This window comes from Pseudomonas sp. TNT2022 ID1044 (assembly GCF_028656895.1).
Lineage (GTDB): Bacteria > Pseudomonadota > Gammaproteobacteria > Pseudomonadales > Pseudomonadaceae > Aquipseudomonas > Aquipseudomonas reinekei.
This window is the reverse complement of sequence record NZ_JAMDHB010000001.1, coordinates 547760-569835: the sequence shown is the minus strand read 5'-3', so window position 1 is coordinate 569835 and position 22076 is coordinate 547760. Positions and strand designations below refer to the sequence as shown.

Below are 22076 nucleotides of genomic sequence, written 5' to 3'. Positions count from 1 at the left end.
ATCGTCCCTCGCCCGCCAATCAGGTTTCGACTTGTTGCGCCTGGCGCCGCGCCAGCCACACACATAACCCGCCCCACAGCCCGGCGAACGGCACGATCATCAACGCCACCAGGCCGAATCCTGCGCCCATCGTCGTCAAACCGGCGGACAACCAGCCACTGGCGGCATCGCCCCCGCGATAGACCAGGGTCTCGATGACGTTCTTGGCCTTGTACTTCTCTTCGCGGCTGACCACCGTCCACAACACCTCCCGCGCCGGTCGCACAATGGCGAACTCCACCGCGCGACGCAGCCCCTGGGCCAGCGCCACGGTGGTTGGCACTGGGGCCAGGGCCATGGCACCGAAGGCAACGATGGTCGCCAACGGCATCGCCACCAGCGCGCCGCCAATCCCCACAAAACGGATCAATGGCGCCGTCAGCAGCAATTGCAATGTCAGGGTCAGTGCCGACACGATCAAATCGACCACGGCGAAGAATTGCGTCCTGCTGCCCGTATCAGCGTAGCTGCCAGCGACGATCCGTCCCTGCTCGAAATACAACAGAGTCGCGGCGCTGGTGTGGAAAAGCATGAACAGCACCAGCCCCAACAGGTACGGAGAGCGCAGGATCAGGGTGATGCCGGCGAGTACGCTGCCGCCCATGCGCCGTTCGTCGAGTAGTGGGTTGCCCGACTGCGACTGCGTGCGCGCCAGCAGCGCCCGATAGCAGCGCACGGCGATTTCCAGCAAAAGCGCCGCCGCGACGGTCAATGCCATCGGGCCCAATCGGGTGGCCATGGTCGCCGCGAGCAACGGCCCGATAAACGTGCCGAGGGTGCCACCGGCCGCGATGCAGCCGAACAGTCGTCGTCCCTGTTCACTGGAGAAACGGTCGACCAGCACACTCCAGAAAATTGAGACGATGAACAGGTTGTAGATGCTGATCCAGACAAAAAACACCCGCCCGACCATCACCGGCGCCACATGGTTGGCGATCAACAGGCCGAAAACCAGCATCGACGCGGCAATGAGGCGATAGATCAACGGCACGAAGCGCGTGGCCGGCAACCGTGACGCCAACGCGCCGAACACCGGCACCATCAGCAGCATGACCACGAACGTGGCGGTGAACAGCCATTGCAGTTTATCGGCGCCGCCTTCAAGTCCCAGGGCATCGCGCAGCGGTCGCACCAGGTAATAGCTGGCGAGCACGCAAAAGTGAAAAGCAAAGCCCAGTGCCAGGGCCGCTCTTTCAGATGGCAACACATTGAGCCACTTGAGACCGATGGGCATCGGTGCCCTCCTTCACCGCCAGCTACACTCTGACAGCACCCCGGAGCCGTCAATGCCGCCCACTAACGTTAGCCGAATGTCCCGAACCCTGGTGTTACTCGTCGTCATCCTCGCAGCGGTGTACCTGGCGCTTTGCGTTGCACTGTCCGTGTTTCAGCGCGCGCTGATCTATTACCCGCAACCACGTACCGCCGGTTCCGCCGAAACACTGCTCACGCTGCCCGTCGATGACGCGCAGGTGCTGGTTTCAGTCAGACCGCATAACGGTCCCAAGGCGCTGATTTATTTTGGCGGCAATGCCGAGGACGTTTCGCGCAGCCTGCCGGAGTTCGCCGAGGCCTTTGCTGATCATGCGCTGTACTTCATGCATTACCGAGGCTATGGCGGCAGCAGCGGCTCACCCTCCGAAGAGGCGATTGCCCGTGACGCCATGACTTTATTCGACAAGGTCTACGCCGATCATCCGCAGATCGTCGTGGTCGGCCGCAGCCTGGGATCGGGAGTTGCCGTGCGCCTGGCCAGCGCCCGTCCGGCCACCCGATTGTTGCTGGTCACGCCATACAACAGCCTCGAAGAACTGGCCGCCCGCCAGTTTCGCTGGTTCCCGGTGCAGTGGTTGTTGCAGGACAAGTTCGAATCCTGGCGCTATGCCGAACACATAACCGTGCCGACACGACTGATTGCTGCCGAACATGACGAAGTGATCCCGGCATCCAGTACACAGCGGCTCTACAGCCATTTCGCCGAGGGCGTGGCGTCGATGCAGGTCATCAAGGGCACCGGGCACAATTCGATCAGCGACAGCCCTGAGTATTTCGAGGCGCTGGGGAATGGGTTGTAGAGCGGCTCCTGCAATAGAACGCCATCCCCAAGCACGTTCGTCGGACACAAACCGTCATCAACCAATAAGCCCACCCGCCCCGTGAACCTTGTTTCGCGGCGCCAGTCTTAGACCGGCATTTGTACTTCCTCCTTAACGTTGTCATCTCATCCGAGCTGTCCGCACCATGCGCCAAACCGCCCTTGCCTTGCGCTTCACTTCACTGTGCCTGTTGACCTCGCTACCCTTTTTCATCAGCCCCGCCCACGCCGGCGCGGAGCGACAACTGGTGGAAGCCATCAACGATTACCGCGCCCATCCGCAAGATTGCGGGCGTCGTCCTGCCCAGCGTTTGGCGCCACTGGCCTTGAAATCAAACCTGGCATTGCCGGTGGGTTACGGTGGCAGTTTGCGCGATCGTTTGAAGGCGTCCGGTTATCAGGCGGTGGCCGTACGATCCATCCGGGTCATCGGTGCCCGGGATGCCGAAGAGGCTTTCGACCTGTTGCAGGATGATCATTGCACCGCCCTGCTCGACAGCCAGTACGCCGACATTGGCGTCAGTCGCAATCGTGGTGAGTGGCAAGTGGTGTTGGCGCGTCCGGTACTGGACAGCCAAATGGGCGACCCGCGTTCAGTCAGTAAAGCCTTGCTGGCGCAGGTGAATGCCGCCCGGGCCAAACCGCGAATGTGCGGCCGTCAACGTTTTGCCGCCGCGCGACCACTGGCGTGGAATGCCAGCCTCGGTGCCGCCGCGCAAGGACACAGCAAAGCGATGGCCTACGGCAACTACTTCGCCCATCGCGATCCCGATGGCGACACCCCCGCCGACCGGGCGCGCGCCGCTGGTTACCGTGGGCGGCAGATCGGTGAGAACATCGCCGCCGGCCAAGGCTCGCCAAACAAGGCAATGGCCGGATGGCTAGCCAGCCCCGGGCATTGTGCCAACCTGATGAACCCGATGTTCACTCAAGTCGGTGCCGGTTATGCCACCGAGGCGCGCAGCGATGAAGGGGTTTACTGGACAATGCTGTTTGGGGCGAACTGATCTGCCCTGAGCCGTTACTTGACCAGCCGAGTTTCCTTGGAAGGCCGATAACCAAAGTAGGCGCTGTAGCATTTGCTGAAGTGGCTGGGCGAGACAAAACCACAGGCCACCGAGACTTCAACAATGGTCAGCGTGGTGTGTTGCAGCAGTCGACGCGCCTCGGTGATCCGCAAGTCCATGTAGTAACGTTGTGGCGTAGTGCCCAATTGCTCCTTGAACAGGCGCTCGATCTGCCGTCGGGATCGGCCGGCATACAGACACAGCGCCTCCATCTCCAGCGGCTCTTCGAGGTTGGCATCCATCAGGTTGACCACCTCCCGCAGCGGGCCGCTGACCGAGACATTCAGGCTGGGTTTGATCCGTCGATAGCGCGACGCTTCAAACGCCAGAATGTCTTCGATACCGTCAGTCAGCGCCTTGTCATGCAAACCTTTGATCCACTCCAGTGCCATGTAAAACGCACCGTTGGGACTGGACGCCGTCAGCCGGTCGCGGTCCACCACATAGGCTTCGCTGGTGACCTGGGTAAGCTTGGCGATTTCCGCCAGCGCAGGACGATGCTCGGGATGAATCGCACAGCGATAGCCGTCCAGCAAACCGGCTCGCCCGAGAAACCAGGCACCGTTCCATATCCCCGCCAGCTTCACGCCTGCTTCGGCGGCCCCGTGCAAAAGACTGACAAGCACCTCGTCAGCCTGGAGGGCCGTACGGTACCCGCCACAGATGACCAACAGGTCCAGGTCTTGAATTTCCGCATGAGCCAGGCAGGCGTCCGGCCGGATCACCAACCCCAGATCGCTGATCACTTCGCCTTCCGTCAAACCGAAGGTCTTGGTGGTAAACAGCCCCGGCCGCAGCAGGTTTGCGGTGATAATCGTATCGAGGGCCTGGGTAAACGCCGGCAACGAGAAATGCTCCAGCAGCAAAAAACCTGCCCGGGCGCAGATGGGTTGGCCTTCATGCTCATTGAGATAGCGAAGATTCTTGCCCTTCATCGCACCGCTGAACTGACGTCGTTCTACCAACACTCGCCTCGCTTCGCCCTGCTGACGAACCTGTGATTTAGCGCCTTGATATCCGTAACCCCTGATCGCAAAAATAAACCGCGCACCCACGCACGGCTCGGTGCGCATTGTTTACGCCAGTTGAAACCGGCGAGCAAGCGGGTGGCCGAAATGAGTGAAAAGGGGACAGAGTGAAAAGCGAGTGAAAAGGGGACAGATTTATTTTACCCCGCTCCTTGGTCTGCCTCGACCACGTTGTTCTATCCGTAAACCCACTATCTGCTCAACCTCGTCCACGAAACGACGCGTCCCTGTCAGCTGACCACGCTGCAGAGCATTCCGAATCAATCCGATCTCATCATCGGGAATGGCCTGGCGCATGAATAATTCGTAGCGATAGCGCCGCTCCATTAGTGTGTTACCCAAAGCAGCAAAGCATGGGTCAATGTCCAGCCAATGGTCATCAGGCTCACTACTGATTCGAACGCTAAAACTGGACCACGGATAATCTCCGGCATCGACCACCATTTGAGCGCGGACAGGATTCAATTCAATGTAACGACAACAAGCGAGCAAGTAGGAATCTGACTGCACCACACTGGATTTGTACCGACTCTCCCACAAAGTGCCTGAACGCCCTTCCAGGCGATTACGATAACGCGTCGCACGCGCTGCAAGGGCTTTCATTAACTGCCCAAGCCCAATAACAGAGTCACCTGGAGCGAGCAGCAAATGAACATGATTGGTCATCAAGCAATAGGCGTAAACCTTTACACCGAATGCCTCTTTGAGTTCACGTAAATCCGCCAAATAGCGCTGATAATCCTCGGCGACCGCAAACACCACCTGACGATTATGACCACGTTGCACAACGTGGTGCGGATAGTTTGGTAATACAATACGGCCCATCCTGGGCATAATCGACTCCTTGCTCCATCGAATTTTTCAGCGTTGTAGAAAGATAAATAAATCTGTCCCCTTTCCTGTCCAGATCAACTGCCCGACAGCTCATTGGATAAAAATACATCTACAGCTAGCACATGAAAAGTAAGATTCTCTGACAAAAACTGAATGCTGAAATGCCTCAACTTCGGCAGTTCGTGACTCGACACGGAACGCCATGCTTTCAAGTTATTCCTTACCAATTCGGAGTCTATAAACTCGGTCAATTTACCCAGCCGAAACTCACTTGGATCACCATCAAACTCAAAAATAGCACCTCCAGGGAATGGCTCCCGAATAAAGCATCGCACAGATTTGAACGCAACCTCCCGCTTTAAAGCCAGTACAACCTCTTCGCTTTCAACTACAACCTCCTTCTCATACTCAATATCAAGTATCACATCCGAGCCAACGGAATGGAATGATACTCTTGACTCACCATATCCTGGCAGCCACTCATATGGATCTAGTACTAATTTTGGCTGACCTATTTTCATGGACGCACCGATTTTAATTGCTCTGCGCCTGTAAGAAAAAAGGGGACAGAAAAAAGCGAAAAAAGGGGACAGATTTATTTTCCAACTATAGTCCCATTCCGAGCATTAATAAAAATAAATCCGTCCCCTTTTTCAGTCCCCTTTTTCAGTCCCCTTTTCCAGTCTTACACGTCACGTAACGTCCACCACTGACAGCTAACTTCGGGTTCTAACGTCACTCTAGCCTCTGAAGTTGTTTCGCATATATCGAAGACAACACGAATACCCGCACCTGAATTATCCCGCACTAGCTCAATAGCTTTAACATTTTCCGAGGAAATAATTGCTATCTCTTGCATAGCAAGTCTCAGCACAACCTGAAACGACCCAATTACAGCACTAAAAGAAATTTCAACTTCAAGCCCACTATTTTTTGATGTTTTTATATAGCGACATAGAGCCAAGCTAGGATCCACCTCAGCAGGCTCAATACCAAACTCCTCCAAAAAATCATTTGTGCTTGGAAATTTCATCGTAGCCTCCTCAATGAAGCGGTATAACTGTACTTAGGTTACGAGTTCCGTCATCAAGAACCTGGAATGTACTCTGAAAATTAGCAACCTTACCTGATGGCCCTATAAACAACGACTCTCTCACTTCAAATTTCCCGTATTGGTTGGAGAAGATATTTATCACATTGCCTTCCGTTTTGGCAGAAATGTTTAAGTGATCAGCTATCATTTTGAAAAAAGGGGACAGATTTATTTTCCAACTATAGTCCCATTCCGAGCATTAATAAAAATAAATCCGTCCCATTTTCCCCTCTGCCAGCTTGTGGTTGCTTTTGCACCATGAAATTACCGGACTAAAAACCTCTCTTTAAGTCTTTTCACAACTTGGCTCATGCCTACGAGCGGGTCAATACCATCTTGAGAGTAAATACTGCACGAAGCCATATCTTCCGGATAATCGAAGTCCGCATAGATCTCCTGAAGCCTATTTATTTTGTTTTCGTAACTATCATTCGACGCGTCTAGACAAAGTAGAAACGCTAAGCGCCACTTATCCGTATCGGTAACACAATTCGTCATCTCCATTTGTTTTGAGATGAGCTCAAGAAGTTCTTCATCGCTTAAGTATTCGCCTCCAGCAATGATAGCAACGCGTTCGCTTTTGCAACCCTCTAAAAGCTGATTAATGGCATAGTCAAAAATATCTTCCCGCCTTATCCAGTTCTTTCTAAACCCAAAAAAAATGGTTGACCAACAAGCCAAACCCAAACTAATCAATACACCAAGTGGAGACATTACCTTCTCCTTATTTTTTCGGAATCTGGTTGGGTAGGCCAGTTACTTGGCCACCAGGGATAAAGCGACGATGAGTCACGTTGCCTTCATCAACAATCCATTCAAAGATCCCGCCAACTCCGTTATTGCTGCCTTCAATTTGCCTTAACTCGGACACCCTAATCACCTCGCCACCAGGACCTTTGGTTGGTATCTCAAATTTAACTGCATCACCAGCATAGTTATCAATTATTTCATTAAACCCATGCTGACCATCAGGAAGTTTATTTGCGCTCCCGACTCTAGGCCTCCCTATGACTGAGTTATCAATTGCTTTTGCACCCACCTTCCTCGCAATGATAACCGCCATCGCTTGAGCAGCGGCAATTCCGGCGACACTTTTTGAATCAAGGCCCAACGCGTCTATGAGGGCATCCATTTGTGGTGTGGCAATTCCGGCTGTTGCGATAGGCGAGGAATCGAGATTGATTCCGTGGAAAGCCTTAAAAATCTCAGCTGGCTTACCCTCTAGTTCTACGCCGTATCCCAGTTGGCGAAATTTCAGTATCGAGTCATAAATTTCGGCGGCTTTTGCTTGACAGGCCGCAGTGGTCTTTCCTCCACAGGCATCATTCAGTGCCTTATCGTTGATTTCATGTTTAGCGAAATAGCGCTGAGCGACCTGATCACAGGTGCCAGAAAGCTCACATCCAGCCAAGTCCTTCGCCAGGGATTGCATCTCGTGGTCGTTGAGATAGTTGTACTGCACCCCGTTTTTCGCCACCCAAGCGGCGGTCCCCAGGCTTTCGGCATCGGCGTTGCCTTGGGTTGCCGCGACCAGCACGCCAACTAACTGCGCGCTCATGACCAACAGATTGTTTTGTTTGCTCCCAGGCATGCTCTCGAGCTGCCTGGCCAGACTGCCAACCAGTGCCTCACTCGCCCCGGCAGCCAATGCTCCGGTCGCAAAATCGCCACCGGAGGCCTTGGCGGCGAGCCCACCAATGAGGGCATGCATACCAACCATGGCGGGACTACCCGTTTTTAGTTGGTAGTCGTAGCCAATGTCACCGACCAAGTTGAAGCCGGCTGCTGCGAAGGTGCTGACCAGACTGGTCTGCAGCGCCTCGCCCAAGCTTCCGCCTTGGCCCAAAGCCTTGTTCAGTAGTGTCGAGGTGGTGTTTTGCAGTGCTTGGTTGGCGGCGAATTGACCGACGCCCGACCAACTGCTGAGGCCGGCTCCGGGGATCACCTTGGCAGTGTTTTGCAGCAAGCTGCCGCCGCTGTTGGTACCGGCATTCGCTACCGTCGAGGAGCCAGTTTGTGTGCCGGTCCATTTGTCATAAAGCCCCGCCGTCAGGCCGGCGGTGACACCTGTTACCACATAGCTTTTCAAGGCGTCGCGGGAAGTGACGTCGTCGTAAACCTTGCCCAGATTGCCCCTATTGTTAATCGTGCTGGTTGTGGCATTGGTTGCGGCAGCGGCATAGACCGCATTGGAGGCCGCCACGCCAGCCGTGCTGGTCGCTCCAGTCATTGCCGCGCCAGCGCCCGCGGTACCGACCCCCGCAGTCAAGGCCGCAATCACAATGGCAATGACTATCATGGCCCCCGCACCCAGGCCCGAGTTGCTATATTTAAAGGAGTCGTGGACTTCCTTAACCTGTAGCCAATCCACATCGCCACGCTGTTCCATCTGCTTGAGCCAGATGAGACTTGGATCTGCCTGCACCATCGCATCAATAGTCTGACCCACCGTTTTCTGGTCGATCTGTTTGATGTCGATGTTTAAGCCGTCAACTGCCTTGATTGCCAGGTTTCCCTGCGCGACCAGCTGACTCTGCCTCAAGGTCTCATCGGTATTACCCTTACCTTTGGCACTGGTCCACGCCAGGCTGTTGCTGCTCTTCTCATGACTCTCCTGATGCAGATCCTTCACGCCCTCAAAGGTGATCGCACCACCACTCTGCAAGGTCAGGTCATTACCGCTGTTGAGTTTCGCCACCTGATAGCGTTGATCTCCCCCACTGACCAAGGTCAAATCGCCGCCTGTAGTGATTTCGCTGCCGACGTGGGTCACCTTGGTGATTTCATCCCGGCGGGTTTCCTTTTGGCCGAAGCTGCCTTTTTTCTTTTTGTCGTAGAGGGAGTAATCACTGTCTTGCGCGGCCAGCAACTCGAGGTTGTTACCTGCCACCAGATAGGCTTCGTTGCCTGCGGTAATACGACTGGAGATCACAGTCAGGTCATTGCCCGCACTTAGCACCACATCGCCGCCGGCATTGAAAGTGCTGGCGATCTGTTTGACGTGATCTTCCTGGGCGGTGACTTTTTTGGACTTGTAATAGGAGTGAGTTTCGTCGGCACCCGAGGCAATTGTCACATTGCCCTCCGCCGCCAGATCAATGTTGCGCTTGGCGTTGACATCACTGGCGATTGCGGTGAAATCCCTGCCAGCGCTCATGGCGATATCGCGCCCCGCCTCCAGACTTGAGCCAAACTGAGTAACCGAGCTTTTTTGCTTGCCACCGGTGTCAGCTCTTTGCTGCTCGGCTGAAACGATGCTGATGTCTCGTCCGGCCTCAATTTGGGTATCGCGGCCACTTTGTATGACGCTCCCTGAACTCAGCACGTCCCTGCCAGCAACGATGCTCAGATCGTTGGTTGCTTCGATGCGTGCTGCGTTGTCCAGGTAATCGCGGTGCTGGGTATAGCCTTTGTTGCTGAACTCAGCGCTGGTGATGGTGCGCTCATTGATGACATCACCTGACACGGCTTTCACTGTGACGTCACGTCCGGCAATGACTCCTCCGGATTTGTTGATGATGTTGTTGCCGGCCAACAGGTCAAGACGGTTTCCAGCCTCAATCAGGCCACTGCTCGTCAGGTCTTGCGCGGCATATGCCGCCAGATTGTTGGTGGCCCGTAAGGTGCCTGAGTTACTCAAATCCTGGCCGGCGATCAGTGTGACGTCGCCACCCTGTATCAATGCACCGTTCGGAGCCAACCGGTTGTTTGCCTGGGCCAGATAAAGCACCGGCACCAGCACCTTCTCGCCATTCACTTCGTGCGCTTCGAGCCACACGATATCGTGCGTCAACGCGGCCACTTGCTGCGATGTCAGGGTCACGCCAACGGAGAGGCTAAGTTGATCTTTGCTGGCGATGGCGTTGTTCATCAGGTATTTGAACATCGCTTCGTCGGAAGTCTGACCGTCAAGAAAACGTTGGCCGGTGCGTGCAACCACAGCCTGTTGGATTAATCGTTGTTCATAAAAGCCGTCACCAAGGCGTTTGGCGCTGATATCGGGGTTGTAGCCCAAATTGCTCAACAGGTAATCCGAGCTCATGAACTGCTTGAGATCGGTGAGTACCGGATTGGTCTCAATCAGGTATTTGTGAGGTTTTGAGCGAAAGCTGTTGTCCAGCAGGCCCTGAACCCGTGGCACGCCCAACGAGTTGGTGACGTCAAGGTCTGTCATGGAAGCGGAAGGCCCAGGCGCTGATTGCCCGAGCCCGCTTTGATCGCTAAGACGAAATAGACCGTTCTGTCCCGTTGGAATATTGAATCCAGGTAGCGTCAGCGGGTTAACTTGTTGCTGCGCTAAATCGGCGGGCAGTTGACCGTTCAAGGTAACAACGGTGGGACTGCCGGTACCTGATGCTGCAATGTCAGCAGCACGCTGCTGACTGGACATTCCCGAGCTAAATGGACGTTCAACACCATTGCCGATCTTGTTTTTGGCGTTTATCGAGACTTCACCACCCGATTGTATAACCGCTGGAATATCGCTCGTGGTGCCTGATGAAGTTATCACCTGATTGAAGGGCGTAGCGTTTTTCAGGAAGTCAGGCAGTTCAGTTCGAGCACCTGAAGAATATTGCGAATCAGCAAAGTCGATTTTCGGTAGAAGCGCTGCGGTGCCCCCTCCGAGTAACAAAACCACGGGGCCTATTATCTGAAAGAACTCTTTTTCAAACGGTTTTGCCCCTTGCACCCCAATGCGAGGGTAAATTAACGACTCAACGCCGGCCGCATTCCAGAAATGCATATTTTTTTTGTAGTCTGCGTCGTTGAAAATGTTGTATCTGACAATCTCAGAAAATGGTTCTAACCGATTCCTGTATCTCGGACCCTCATAATTGAAATATTGGAGACTTGAATAATCACCTAGTGCCGTGCCTGAATTATCAAAGTCATTAACGGTGATGCTCAGGTTGCCTGTCGCTGCAACGGTCGAATTAGAATTGAGGAATGATGTGCCAACAAGGTCCATATTACTGCCTGAGGTCATCAGGGCAGCCGGAGAGCTGGAGTCACCGGATACATTAACGCGGTACTTTTGCTCGAACACTAAATGCCATTCCGGCTGGCGATCAACCCAAGACCTCGGAAGCTCATCACAGCTGTAGCAACGTACACCTATGGCTGACGAATACATCTCAGCCTGTGTGCTGAACTGATCACGCTTATTGACTATCAAGTCCGACTTGATGGAGAACCGCCCCACACTTTCCATCGTGCCGGAAAGGTTCTCCACCAAGGCGGCACGATTACCTGCGTCATCGCGGGCAATATCGATGGCGCCCAAGCTGTAGACGTCGGACTTTCTATTGGTAAAGCTCTCCACTCGCAGGGCCATATCGCCGCCGCTGAATAGAAATCCACCCTGATCGTTCAACAACCTGGACGCACTCAGCTTAAACCCGGTGCCACCGGCGAGGGTGCCGAAATTATTAACGGTGTTTGCCTTCAACGTCAGTCCGTTTGCGGCAGTGAGGCGACCATAATTATTCAACGTTGCCAATGCACCACGAGCGCCCACGGTTGTATTGCCACCACTGGAAACACTGCCCGCGCTACCGAGATTGATGGCAGCCGAATCGAACTGCATGTCTCCCAGACTGGACATGCGTCCATTGCCGCCATAGGTTCCAGACAACAGCACATCAAGGGTGCCGTCACTGGCGATCACCCCATCGTTGGTCCAGCTTCCCCCCCGCCCTTCGAAGTGGTTGGAGGCCAACAACTGTCCGCTCGCGGTTTGCACGAAGTTGTTGACGTTGACTTTCAAGCGTGCGGCCTGGATGACACTGGTATTGGTCCAGCTATTGGCTTCGAGCGTCAGGTCGCCACGGGTGACCAACGTGCCACCGGCGCCCATTACATTGCCCATGTCGATATCGAAATTGCCGATACCCACATGGGTCACGTTACCGCCCGAATTGAGAAAGCTTGAGGTAGCCAGCGTCAATTGGGTATTGGCGGTCTCCAATAGGCCGTTGCGATTGTCGAACAACCTGCCGATCTGAAAATCAGTTTTGCCATTTCTCCCCAAGGCGCGCAGTTTGCCGCCCTGGTTGTTGACGCTGGAGGCATTCAATTTCAGAGTGCTGGCGCTTTCGATGAGACCGTCTTGGTTGCTCAGATCATCTGCCAGATCGATATCGATGGACCGCCCGCTGATCTCGCCAGCATTGTTTTTCAGTGCACCGCCAACAACCTTGACCTGGCCTTCGGCATAGATACCGCCACCGCTGTTATCGAGTTGCGAGCCACCCGTGTCGAGCAGAATGTCACCGGCATTGGCGGCGATTCGTCCACCCTCTGTGTAGATGCCTCCCAGCGCTTGCAGGTCCAGGCGATTGCCTTCGATCTTTCCGCCCTGGCCATTACGCAGCACACCCGTCAGACGGTTTTGCGTCAGGCCTTTGAGGCTGGATAACGAACCACCGCGATTGTCCAGAACCGCAGCGCTGATGTTCAGATCGCCAGTCCTGGCGATGATCTCGCCGTGCTGATTATCAACAGTGCCGCCCTGTACGTTCAGCGTCAGGGCGTCATGACTTTGTATTGCACCCTTGGTGTTGTTGATGCCGAGCGCACTCACGCTTACACCAGCGTTGCGGCTATGGATCAGTCCACCCTCACTGTTATTGAGGTCGCCCGTGACGATGAGATCGAGTTGCTGATTGGAGGCAACAGTACCTTGCAGATGGTTGTTCAACTGACCAGTGCGCAGGCTCATAAGCTGTTGGCTGATGAGCTGACCACCCAGGTTGTCGATCTGGCCAGAGCGCTTGATGACCAGCGGGCCTGCGCTGGACAGTACTCCCTTGGTGTTGGTCAGAACACCGAGTAGATCGAGGGTTACGCTGCCGGCACCCGCCAGCCTGCCATCGGTGTTATCCAGATTCGTAGCGGTAACGTTCAGGGCACCCTGCGCGTTAATGGTTCCGGAAGCGTTGTTGATGCTCGATGCACTCAGTTCGAGAGTACCGCTGCTGTCAATCAAACCTTGCGCACTGTTGTCGATGCTGGCCGCGTTAAGCGAAACCCCGCCTTTCCCCCCGAGTCCGCCCTTGGCGTTGTTGATCAGAGCGCCGCTGAGGTCGACGCTCAATTGACCGAGCAAACTCGATAGCGCGCCTTCTTGACTGTTGTCGAGAGTGCCGCCGGTAATGGTGACTGCTTTCCAGCCGGAAATCAGACCACCCTGGTTCTGGAGATTCGCCGCATCAAGCGTGAGGTGATCGTGGCTGATCAGTTTGCCGCCCCGGTTATCGAGGGTGTCGCCTTTCAGGCTGAAGCTGTTGAGGCTGGAAATTTCACCTTTCTGATTATTGAGGTCGCGCAGGTTTGCGATGCTCAACATGCCTTTGGCATTGATCTGGCCAGCCTGGTTATCAAGTCCTCTTCCGTTGAGTTCGAGGCTTAAAGAGCCGTTGCTCAGCACCTTGCCGCCCTGATTGCCGAACGTATCCTTGGTATCGAGCTTCAGCTCATTGACACCGGAAAGGGTGCCACTCTGGTTGTTGATCGCACCGCTGGCGGTGATGTCCAGCAGACGCCCTGCGGTCATCAGGCCCGCGACGTTGTCCAGTGAGGCCACGTTCAACACCACATCGGCCAGGCTGCTCAGTTGGCCCTCGCTGTTGTTCAAACCGCCGACGTTGCCAGCCAGATTGCCATTGCTGTTGATCACACCCTTGGCGTTGTGCAACTGGTCGGCCTTGAGGTTCAGCGTGCTGTTGCTCAGCACCCGGCCATTGTTCCGGTTGTCCAGAACACCGGCATTGATATTGGCCGATTGCCCGCTGAGGGTGCCGCCCTGGTTGTTCAGCGTCTGTGTGGTCGCGACCGTCAGGTTGCGACTGGCAACCACACTCTTGCCCGCATTGCCAAGATTTTGCGCGCTCAGGCTGATATCGCCATTGGCGTTGCGGCTGTTATCGGCATTGACCCCGGCTTCGATGATGCCGTTGTTGGTCAACTGGCCGCCGGCACTCAGGGTGATGCTGTCGCGGGCGGCGAGGGTTTGCTGGTTGGTCAGGTTGCCTTGGGTCTGGACGTTGATGGCAGTGCCGGCGTAAACCGGTCCGCGCGCATCAAGACTGCCCGCCTTGACCTTGACCGCGCCGCTGGCCGAAGTCTCGACCATGCTCAATTGACCATTGGCGTCGAGCTGAATGTCGCCGCCGCTGGCGATCAATTTGCCGTCGAGCTTCACCCCGACCCCGGCTTCGGTGCCCACCAGTTTGATCGCCCCGGCGTACATCCCGCCCAGCGCCGACGAGTCGATGGCCAGTTGCGGTTTGGCGCTGCCGTCATCGGCGCGGGCCGTGGCGTTGAGGCTGTCGGCGTTGACGTCGTTACGACCGGCAACGATGGTCAGGTTGTTGGCCTGAATTTCGGCGTTGATTTTGGCGCTGCGAGTGATGATTTCGAAGCGGTCGACGTTATTGGCGTTCAGCCCGGCGCCGTCAATGGAAACGCTGCCCTGATCCACCTGAAAACGGTCCAGGCGACCATTGCCGTCGAGTACCGGTTTGCCGGTGGTCAACGTCACGCGCGGAGTATTGATGAAACCGCAGCCGTTGCAGCTGATGCCATACGGGTTAGCCACGATCACGCGGGCTGACTGGCCCGCCACTTCGGTGTAACCGCGCAACTGACTGGGGCTGCCACCCACCACTTCGTTGAGGATGGTTTGCGCTGAACCGCTGTTTTTAAGGTTCGGGTTACCAATGATGATCCCGCCCAACTGGGTGGCCGAGGTCTGAGTCGCACCGTTGTTGAGGATTACCCCATGGGCGCCGACGTTGTAATCGTGGAACTGGTTGTGCGATAGGCCGCTGCCATTCGGCGTCGCGATGTTGACGATCGGCACGCCATTGCCGGCCTGCCCGAGACTGGTGCCGGGATTGGCCACCACAATTCCGTCGGCCTGCGCCCAGACGGGCTGCCAGAACATGACGTTGGCCAACACAAACGCCAGGCCACGCTTGGGCATGCCGCAGAAACGCTCACGGGTATTCACCCTGGCAGAAGGCTGGTGGGCGAGAAAGGCAAAGTGGCGTACGTCCATGTGGAAGGTCTCGAAGAAGCATTGTCAGATAAAGAAATCCACGCGGAAGTAGATCGGTGCTTCGCGCTCGGGCAGCGCGTCCGGTCGTTCCAGGGAATGGGCAAAGGTCACGCTTGCAGCGACATACCGGCCGCGGGCGAACAGCTCCAGCGAGTTGCTCGACAGGCGTCCATGCTGATCACCGTTGTAGCGATTGTCGCGAATCACGCCCTGGTCGTAGCCAAGGCTGGCACCGTATTCGGCAAACGCCGGGCGCAACCATTCGGCGCTGACAGGTCGACTCCAGCGCAGGTCATTGCGCCAGTAACCGCCGCTGTCTCCGGACAAAGATTGATCCTTGTAGCCACGGATCGACGACTGCCCGCCGAGGCTGGTGCGTTGCGGGCTGAACAGCACGTCTTCGCTGCGCTGGCCGGTCATCAGGCTGCTGAAGCTGAGCGACTCGCCCCACAGTTTGAATGGCTGCAGATAACTCGCCGTGGCGGTGTATTTGCGATAGCGCGCGTTCGGTTCGCCCGGCCCCGGATGACCATTACCTTGCGCATCGAACGCGCCGATGCCTTCTTGCAGGCCGAAGTCCAGGTTGACGAAGGCGCTGCCCACCCGCCGACCATGGTTGATGCCGTACTGCAATTCGCTGATGCGGTTGCTGCTCAGCTTGAGTTTGCTGTCTTCGATGAAGTTGTTGGTGCGCAGATAGGAGAGCCCGACATTGAGTGAGGTCTTGCTCACGGAGTCGCGATGGATCACCCGTTCGGCGCGCAACTGATGGTTTTCGCTGTCGCCGGTCTGTTTGAAGTTGTAACCGTTGCCAGCGATCTGCGAGCGGTACTCACTTTGGTTGAAGCTGTAACTTAAATTCCACCAACCCCACGGCAGGTTGTAATAAAGCATTGCGTTGTTCGACGTGTGCTGGTGATCGCTCATCGCGTCGTGACCGCCGCGCAGCATCAACTGATCGCCCAGACCCAGCGGGCTATCCCAATCGAAGGTCGTGCCCCACTGCTGTTCGCCGGTGCTGCGCTGCCCATCGTTGCTGCGGGAAAGCCCCGCCCGCCAGGGTTTCTGCGCGGTGTTGGTGACCAGCACCTCACTGCCGCCGATGTTCTTGCCGGGAGCCAGTTCCATCGTGGCCTGGTTCGAGGGCAGACGATTGAGCTGATCGACCATCTGCTCGATTTCGCGCAGGTTGACCAAGTCACCCGCTTTACCGGGAAAAGCCATCGCCAGTTCGCGTTCGGACAAATGACTGTCCGCGGCACTCTTTAAACTTTCGAGCCGGCCCTCGACCACCAACACTTTCAAATGCCCGGCCGACAAGTCCTGCTGCGGCAGGTAGGCGCGGCTGGTGACCAGGCCTTTTTCGATGTAGTGATCGGTAATGACTTTCAGCAGTTCATTGAGCTGCGTGACACCCAGGCATTGGCCGATGTAAGGCTTGAGCAGGCGATTTCGCTCGCTGTAGGAGAGACTGTCGGCCCCCTTGAGCTCGATGTCCTTGATGGGAAAACAACGGCTGTCGGCAGGCGCCGCCGGTTGCGTCGGCTGGATTTGTTTGCCGGGCAACTCCTTGAGTTCTTCAAGACGCCGGCGCTGTTCTTCGAGCAAGCGATCCTGACGCTCGCGGATCAGATCGGTATCCCCGGGAGTAGGCGCAGCGTAAGCAAGGTTCATTGGCGAAAGGCATAGCAAAGCCAGGCACAACCTCGCCACAAGGGCGGGTGAGGACATGTTCGATCCCTCGAAAACAAAAGTGATATCAAAATAGTGGCGCGATAGTATTGAGCCGCAATTTTGGCGTCAATAAATGACTCCGTTCAAAAACGTTAACCCATGACCTGCAAGGCTGAAATCGGAGGCGTCCGAGGCATCAGCGAGAAAGGTCTTGATCAAATGCAGGAAGAAACCGGGGGCTGTAGGAAGCGTCTTAAGACGCGGAGATTGGCAAGATTCAGAGCGCAGCATCGGCATCGGTCAGTCAACCCGGCCATTTCACAGTGGATGTCGATCGCCATCCGTACGCTGGATTCGCCGTTCTCACCGAAAAAATCAGAAGCTGGGTATTGTCGGTTCGAAGGCAAGTTGGCATGAGTCAGCGGATCGACATCCACGAACGATTTAAAGCCGGGACTTAATCAGGGGCGACGAACCGCCCTCACCCGTCCGCTACCGCCACCCCCGCAGAAAAACCGCTCGCCGCCATCAAATTCAAGACCCGAGACGCCAACGCCCTCCGGCAATCTCAGGCTTTCGAGCACCTCGCCGGTTTTCGCGTCGATGCGTCGCAGATCGCTCTCGTCGCCTTCCCAGGTGCCATGCCAGAGCGCGCCCTCGACGAAGGTTACGCCGGTGACGAAGCGGTTCGACTCAAGGGTGCGCAGGATCTTGCCGGTCTCGGGGTCGATCTGGTGAATTTTGCGCTCGCGGTATTGCCCGACCCACAGCGAGCCTTCCGCCCAGGTCATCCCGGAGTCGTTACCGCCGCCTGGGGCTGGAATGGTGGAGAGTACGCGACCGGTTTGCGGGTCGATTTTCTGGATACGGTCCTCGGCGATCTGGAACAAGTGCTTGCCATCGAATGCGGTGCCCGCGTGGGCGGCAACATCCAGTGTTCGCACGGTTGCGCCGCTCGAAGGGTCCAGGGCGAGAAGTTTTCCGGTGGTGGCAAACCAGACCTGTTCACCATCCCAGGTCACGCCATGCACATCGTCGACGCCTTCAAAAGGCCCATATTCACGAAGGATTACAGCAGCTGACTGTTTCATCTCGGTGTTCCTCGAAAGGGGGTGGTGGCGTTCATCCTAGCCACCGGGCAGCGGAACCGGGAGTAACAAGGTCGTCGCGAAACCGGGCACCGGTGGCGTCATCCAGCGCCGCGCCCGGCCATGCCCGAATGACTGCACCTTGCCCTGCGCCGCCAGTGTTTCGAGCACCCGTTGCACGCTGCGCTGGCTGGTGCCCAGTGCCAGGGCAAGCGCCGAACTCGACCAGGCTTCACCGTCGGCGAGCAACGCGAAGACCGCGGCATGTTTCTCTTCGACCGGAGGCGTGAGCAGCACCACGTCGGGTGAAACCTGCGTGATCAGTGCAAACCCCCGCCGGGTTGCGATTACGCAGGCCAAGGGTTTCAGCACTGCGCGCAATCGGCCGATTTCCACCCGTAGCCGGGCGCGATGGGATTCGTCGCTAAGCTTCAGGCGAAAGGCCCGGGCAATGAGCATTTCCCTCGAAACATCGTTCGGCCAGGCTTCAGCCAGGGTCCGCACGAGGCGGAACAGGACCGGGCGCTTCGACAGGGCAACCGACATGCCTGCACCGCGCACGACGTACCGGCAGGCATCCACCACCAGCGATGTCGAGGCCAGCAATGCTTCCACTTCATCGAGTAGCAGGGGCCGCGTCTGGCCATTGCTCATCACGTGCGCGGCGGGACTGTCGAGCAGCTGCATCGCGCTTTCGACCTCCGCTATCAAGGCGGGAATAGCGGATTGTTGCGCCGCGAGTCCGGCACGGATCACGGCCGCGCGGGCCGCTTGTGAATGCAGGTGACGCATGGCGATGCCCGCAGCCACGAGCTCATGGGTGGCGCGCAACGACGGTGGCAATGTCGACGGATCGAGTTGCGCGAGGCGTTGCTGTGCGTCATCCAGTTGGCCGATCAGCAGAAGACGGCGGATGTGCAGATATCGCACATGGGCCGCGTTGACGCCATCGCCGTGGGCGTCCAGCGTGACCCGCGCCGCATCCAGGGCATTCACCGGCCAGCCGAGGTCCCGTGAGGCCAATGCGATCTCTGCTTCGGCGACGATGCAGCGCGCCCGGGCCAGCGCTTCCTTTGGCCCGAACGCCCGCGCGGCCCGACGCACCAACGCTTTTGCCCGCACCAGATCGCCCAGTTGTGCCATGGCGATCCCGCGCAGCGCCAGCGCCGGAGCATCGTCACGCAGTGCAACCCGGTCGAGCGCACCAAGCGGATCCCCCGCTGCCAGCGCCTGGGCGGCGGCGGTGATCAGCGAGTCCATTGCAATGTTGCCATGGGTTCACTCCAGCGTCGGATAGTCGCTGTTGAGTCTATCCCAGACTCAGGCGCCTCAGGCTGGATCGGCCATCTGATGCTCGCGGCAAATCAGTTCCACTTCCTTGGTTTCCAGCGGTTCTTGAGTCAGCCCGCAAAAGGCTCCACCCACGACGGTCTGATGAAAACGGCAGGTTCGGCAGAGCCCGAAACTCGGGACGTTTTCACCTTGCTGGATGTTTCGCAACAGCTCCAGTAGCAAGCCTTCCAGATCCTCTGCGCGCGCGCCCATGCGCTGGGCGGCATTGACTAGAAAGTCCGGAGGCATCACGGCGTCCAGCAACGCCTGGGCCGGTGCCGTCAGTTTCAGGTGCACGCTGCGTTTGTCCCGGACGTCCGGCTGTTTGGTCAGCAGGCCTTTGCCCTCCAGCGCCTTGAGCGATTGCGACACCGTGCCTTTGGTCAGGCCCAGGTATTCGGTCACAGCCAATGGGGTGTCGGAGTAGCGATTGCAGCGGCCCAGGTACATCAAGGCACTGAGCTGAATCGGCTGCAGATCCGTCAGCAGCGGGTGCTCGCGAAACCAGACTCGGGTCAGGCTCGACAACCTTTCCAGCAAATCAAAAAGCACGTGGGAAATTCCTGATCAATAACGTTGATAAATAGTATCGGATAAAAACCTTATTGACAAAAAAGAGCTTTGTCGTAGGCTTTGTGGTGTCGATCCGAAACAGTAATTCACCTTTTTGAAACGGAGGCAAACATGAAAACCGCACTGGCACTGACCCTCGGCACTCTGCTGTCATCACAAGCCTGGGCCCACGATTCCCAAGGCATTCAGAGCGACAAAGGCAAAGCCGACGCCGCTTTCGACCTGGTCAATACCCGCGTCTTCAAGGAAGGCAACAATCTGGTGTTCGAGCAATTGGTCGACGGCAAGGCCGGCAGTCGCGTCCCGACCGCCAAAGGTTCGTTTGCCGGTGCCGAGGTGTTCAGCTACGTCTGGCCGACCAGTCTCGACAGTTCGGCTGTGGACTTTGAAGAGAAGTCCGGCATCCTCGCCCTGGCGCTGACATCGCACCCGGACTTCGATGACACCCCGCAACTGGACGAAAACAAGGACGGCAAGAAGGATAACGACGGCGGTCTCTGGCACTCCCACTGGGTGGTACTGACCAAAGACGAAAGCTGCGGGCCTGGCGGTTTGAAAGTCCGCGACATTCCCAAGGATGCCAAGCCGAAGTTGCCAGCCACCTGGCCCGGCGCACCGATCTACATCGACTCCCCGGGCTACGACCTGAGCGTTGAGAAAAACGCAGCGAAGATCCGTGTACCGCTGGCGGCGGTCGGTTTCCCTGAAAGCTTCAACTACGACGGCGTCACCGCAGCGCTGAAGGTCAATGCCGACCTGCACAACCCGTTGCTGTGCGTCAGCAGCGTCTATGACATTGCTTCGGGCGACCTGTCGTTGCCGGGCACCTGGAAACTGAAGGAGAGCAAATGATGAGCGTGAATGTCTTCGATACCCACGTGCGCACCAAAGATGGCCGCTATCTGCACTTCGATGTGCTGATCGAGTGTAACGACGCCGAGCTGGCGAAAACCTATGCCCGGCGCTTCCTTGATGAACAGGGCATTCAGGACGAAGATATCGCCCAGGACCGCTGCCAGTTCTGTCATGTTGAACCGACTCATCCCGAAGTGGCCGCGGCGATCGGCAAACAGGGTTACTTCATCCTCAAACTGCAAGGTTGTCAGGAGTAACGATATGAACACCTACCAGCCCATGAACTGCGACCTGTACGACTATCTGGAGATCGCCTGCCTGCGCGGCTATCGACTGGATATCGAATTGAAGGATGGCGCCCGTTTAGAAGCGAGGGCGCTGGACACGCGCACCTCCGCCGAAAAAGAAGAGTTCTTGCGCGTAGAAACGGCAAACGGCCAACAGGAAATCCGTCTGGATCAACTGCTGGCCGTCACGCCGCTGGACGCCAATGCGCAGTTCGGCCGGGTGGTGTTCACCGATGCCGTTTGCACGTTCTGAGGCAGGTTTCAGACCAGCGACATGCCGCCGTCCACGTGCAATTCGATGCCGTTGACGAACGAACTGTCGCTGGACGCCAGGTAGAGCGCCGCTTGCGCGAGTTCGTCGGCCTCACCGAGTCGACCGGCGGGAATCATGCCCGCCATCATTTGTTCAAAGCCAGGGCGGTCTTCCTCGCAAACGCCCAGTTTGCCGATAATCGCCGTATCGACCGGGCCCGGGCTCAGCACATTGACGCGTATGCGCCGCGCACGCAGCTCCAGTGCCCAGTTACGCGCGAAGGCGGCAATGGCTGCTTTGGAACCGGCATAGACCGCATGCCCATCGAGCACTTTGGTCGCCGCCAGGGAACTGGTCAGGATGATGCTGCCAGCGTCGCGCAACAACGGCACGATCGCCTGTACACCGAAGAACACGCCACGGGTGTTGATATTGAATTGCGCGTCGAACTCCGCGGGCGTGACCTGCTGTGATGGCGTCAGGGTGATGACCCCGGCGTTGGCCATGTAGATATCCAGCGCACCGAAGCGCGTACGGACTTGCTCGGCCACCTCGGCATGGTGCTCGAGGCTGGCGACATCGCCCTTGATGCCCATCGCGCCGTGGCCGATGTGGCGGACGGCTTCGTCCAGCACTTCTTGGCGACGTGCCGTGATAATCACCTGCGCCCCCTCTCTGGCGAACAGGCACGCCGAGGCCAGGCCAATGCCGCTGTTGCCGCCGGTGATCACCGCTACCTTTCCTTGAAGACGTTGCATTTGCTGACTCCGCTTGTTGAAGGAGCGCAGTATTATGTC

The 22076-nt window shown here is 57.0% G+C and carries 17 protein-coding genes; 5 read left to right on the top strand and 12 right to left on the bottom strand.

Annotated elements, in window-relative coordinates:
• Nucleotides 1-19: 19 nt before the first annotated feature.
• Nucleotides 20-1273, bottom strand: coding sequence for an NTP/NDP exchange transporter (locus tag M5G20_RS02595; RefSeq protein WP_273917751.1), 1254 nt, complete (start codon nucleotides 1271-1273; stop codon nucleotides 20-22).
• Between the two features lie 52 nt (nucleotides 1274-1325).
• Between M5G20_RS02595 and M5G20_RS02590 the strand changes: the two genes are divergently transcribed.
• Together M5G20_RS02590 and M5G20_RS02585 are read left to right on the top strand one after the other, a co-directional pair.
• Nucleotides 1326-2114, top strand: coding sequence for an alpha/beta hydrolase (locus M5G20_RS02590; protein WP_273917750.1), 789 nt, complete (start codon nucleotides 1326-1328; stop codon nucleotides 2112-2114).
• A gap of 166 nt (nucleotides 2115-2280) precedes the next feature.
• Nucleotides 2281-3141 carry a CAP domain-containing protein gene (locus M5G20_RS02585; RefSeq protein ID WP_273917749.1) on the top strand — a complete coding sequence of 287 codons (861 nt, stop codon included), beginning with the start codon at nucleotides 2281-2283 and terminating at the stop codon, nucleotides 3139-3141.
• 14 nt (nucleotides 3142-3155) lie between these two features.
• Here M5G20_RS02585 and M5G20_RS02580 read toward each other — a convergent pair whose 3' ends face one another.
• The 10 genes from M5G20_RS02580 to M5G20_RS02535 form a co-directional block, all read right to left on the bottom strand.
• Complete coding sequence (locus M5G20_RS02580) at nucleotides 3156-4166, bottom strand: GlxA family transcriptional regulator (protein WP_273918066.1); 1011 nt, start codon at nucleotides 4164-4166, stop codon at nucleotides 3156-3158.
• A 198-nt stretch (nucleotides 4167-4364) separates the two neighbouring features.
• A complete protein-coding gene (locus M5G20_RS02575; RefSeq protein ID WP_075944864.1) occupies nucleotides 4365-5063 on the bottom strand; it encodes a transposase in 699 nt (232 codons plus the stop codon).
• 74 nt (nucleotides 5064-5137) lie between these two features.
• Nucleotides 5138-5584 (bottom strand): hypothetical protein, encoded by a 447-nt coding sequence (locus M5G20_RS02570; RefSeq protein WP_273917748.1) that lies wholly within the window; start codon nucleotides 5582-5584, stop codon nucleotides 5138-5140.
• 164 nt (nucleotides 5585-5748) lie between these two features.
• Nucleotides 5749-6096: a hypothetical protein gene (locus tag M5G20_RS02565; RefSeq protein ID WP_273917747.1), complete on the bottom strand. Its 348-nt coding sequence runs from the start codon at nucleotides 6094-6096 to the stop codon at nucleotides 5749-5751.
• 324 nt (nucleotides 6097-6420) lie between these two features.
• Nucleotides 6421-6870: a DUF2247 family protein gene (locus tag M5G20_RS02560; RefSeq protein WP_273917746.1), complete on the bottom strand. Its 450-nt coding sequence runs from the start codon at nucleotides 6868-6870 to the stop codon at nucleotides 6421-6423.
• Between the two features lie 10 nt (nucleotides 6871-6880).
• Complete coding sequence (locus tag M5G20_RS02555; RefSeq protein WP_273917745.1) at nucleotides 6881-15217, bottom strand: two-partner secretion domain-containing protein; 8337 nt, start codon at nucleotides 15215-15217, stop codon at nucleotides 6881-6883.
• Between the two features lie 24 nt (nucleotides 15218-15241).
• Nucleotides 15242-16948: a ShlB/FhaC/HecB family hemolysin secretion/activation protein gene (locus M5G20_RS02550; protein WP_273917744.1), complete on the bottom strand. Its 1707-nt coding sequence runs from the start codon at nucleotides 16946-16948 to the stop codon at nucleotides 15242-15244.
• Between the two features lie 404 nt (nucleotides 16949-17352).
• Nucleotides 17353-17982 (bottom strand): Vgb family protein, encoded by a 630-nt coding sequence (locus M5G20_RS02545; RefSeq protein WP_273917743.1) that lies wholly within the window; start codon nucleotides 17980-17982, stop codon nucleotides 17353-17355.
• A gap of 36 nt (nucleotides 17983-18018) precedes the next feature.
• Nucleotides 18019-19239, bottom strand: a complete 1221-nt coding sequence (locus tag M5G20_RS02540; protein ID WP_273917742.1) for a helix-turn-helix domain-containing protein — start codon at nucleotides 19237-19239, stop codon at nucleotides 18019-18021.
• A gap of 69 nt (nucleotides 19240-19308) precedes the next feature.
• A complete protein-coding gene (locus M5G20_RS02535) occupies nucleotides 19309-19863 on the bottom strand; it encodes a MarR family winged helix-turn-helix transcriptional regulator (RefSeq protein WP_443218276.1) in 555 nt (184 codons plus the stop codon).
• 132 nt (nucleotides 19864-19995) lie between these two features.
• On the opposite strand from M5G20_RS02535, the gene M5G20_RS02530 reads away from it, so the two are divergent.
• Genes M5G20_RS02530 through M5G20_RS02520 form a run of 3 tightly spaced genes read left to right on the top strand, consistent with a single transcriptional unit; the run spans nucleotide 19996 to nucleotide 21279 of the window.
• Nucleotides 19996-20736 (top strand): hypothetical protein, encoded by a 741-nt coding sequence (locus tag M5G20_RS02530; protein WP_273917741.1) that lies wholly within the window; start codon nucleotides 19996-19998, stop codon nucleotides 20734-20736.
• Complete coding sequence (locus M5G20_RS02525) at nucleotides 20736-20996, top strand: DUF2024 family protein (RefSeq protein WP_273917740.1); 261 nt, start codon at nucleotides 20736-20738, stop codon at nucleotides 20994-20996. Before M5G20_RS02530 ends, M5G20_RS02525 begins: the two co-directional genes overlap by 1 nt.
• A gap of 4 nt (nucleotides 20997-21000) precedes the next feature.
• Nucleotides 21001-21279: a Rho-binding antiterminator gene (locus M5G20_RS02520; RefSeq protein ID WP_273917739.1), complete on the top strand. Its 279-nt coding sequence runs from the start codon at nucleotides 21001-21003 to the stop codon at nucleotides 21277-21279.
• 8 nt (nucleotides 21280-21287) lie between these two features.
• On the opposite strand, the gene M5G20_RS02515 is transcribed toward M5G20_RS02520, so the two are convergent.
• Nucleotides 21288-22037 (bottom strand): SDR family oxidoreductase, encoded by a 750-nt coding sequence (locus M5G20_RS02515; protein WP_273917738.1) that lies wholly within the window; start codon nucleotides 22035-22037, stop codon nucleotides 21288-21290.
• Nucleotides 22038-22076 lie beyond the last annotated feature (39 nt).

What these genes read in the sequence shown, in the direction of transcription:
- M5G20_RS02595 (WP_273917751.1), bottom strand. Translation starts at nt 1,273, where the DNA reads ATGCCCATCGGTCTCAAGTGGCTCAATGTGTTGCCATCTGAAAGAGCG.
- M5G20_RS02575 (WP_075944864.1), bottom strand. Translation starts at nt 5,063, where the DNA reads ATGCCCAGGATGGGCCGTATTGTATTACCAAACTATCCGCACCACGTT.
- M5G20_RS02550 (WP_273917744.1), bottom strand. Translation starts at nt 16,948, where the DNA reads ATGTCCTCACCCGCCCTTGTGGCGAGGTTGTGCCTGGCTTTGCTATGC.
- M5G20_RS02560 (WP_273917746.1), bottom strand. Translation starts at nt 6,870, where the DNA reads ATGTCTCCACTTGGTGTATTGATTAGTTTGGGTTTGGCTTGTTGGTCA.
- M5G20_RS02570 (WP_273917748.1), bottom strand. Translation starts at nt 5,584, where the DNA reads ATGAAAATAGGTCAGCCAAAATTAGTACTAGATCCATATGAGTGGCTG.
- M5G20_RS02540 (WP_273917742.1), bottom strand. Translation starts at nt 19,239, where the DNA reads ATGGACTCGCTGATCACCGCCGCCGCCCAGGCGCTGGCAGCGGGGGAT.
- M5G20_RS02520 (WP_273917739.1), top strand. Translation starts at nt 21,001, where the DNA reads ATGAACACCTACCAGCCCATGAACTGCGACCTGTACGACTATCTGGAG.
- M5G20_RS02555 (WP_273917745.1), bottom strand. Translation starts at nt 15,217, where the DNA reads ATGGACGTACGCCACTTTGCCTTTCTCGCCCACCAGCCTTCTGCCAGG.
- M5G20_RS02590 (WP_273917750.1), top strand. Translation starts at nt 1,326, where the DNA reads ATGCCGCCCACTAACGTTAGCCGAATGTCCCGAACCCTGGTGTTACTC.
- M5G20_RS02545 (WP_273917743.1), bottom strand. Translation starts at nt 17,982, where the DNA reads ATGAAACAGTCAGCTGCTGTAATCCTTCGTGAATATGGGCCTTTTGAA.
- M5G20_RS02530 (WP_273917741.1), top strand. Translation starts at nt 19,996, where the DNA reads ATGAAAACCGCACTGGCACTGACCCTCGGCACTCTGCTGTCATCACAA.
- M5G20_RS02565 (WP_273917747.1), bottom strand. Translation starts at nt 6,096, where the DNA reads ATGAAATTTCCAAGCACAAATGATTTTTTGGAGGAGTTTGGTATTGAG.
- M5G20_RS02515 (WP_273917738.1), bottom strand. Translation starts at nt 22,037, where the DNA reads ATGCAACGTCTTCAAGGAAAGGTAGCGGTGATCACCGGCGGCAACAGC.
- M5G20_RS02585 (WP_273917749.1), top strand. Translation starts at nt 2,281, where the DNA reads ATGCGCCAAACCGCCCTTGCCTTGCGCTTCACTTCACTGTGCCTGTTG.
- M5G20_RS02525 (WP_273917740.1), top strand. Translation starts at nt 20,736, where the DNA reads ATGAGCGTGAATGTCTTCGATACCCACGTGCGCACCAAAGATGGCCGC.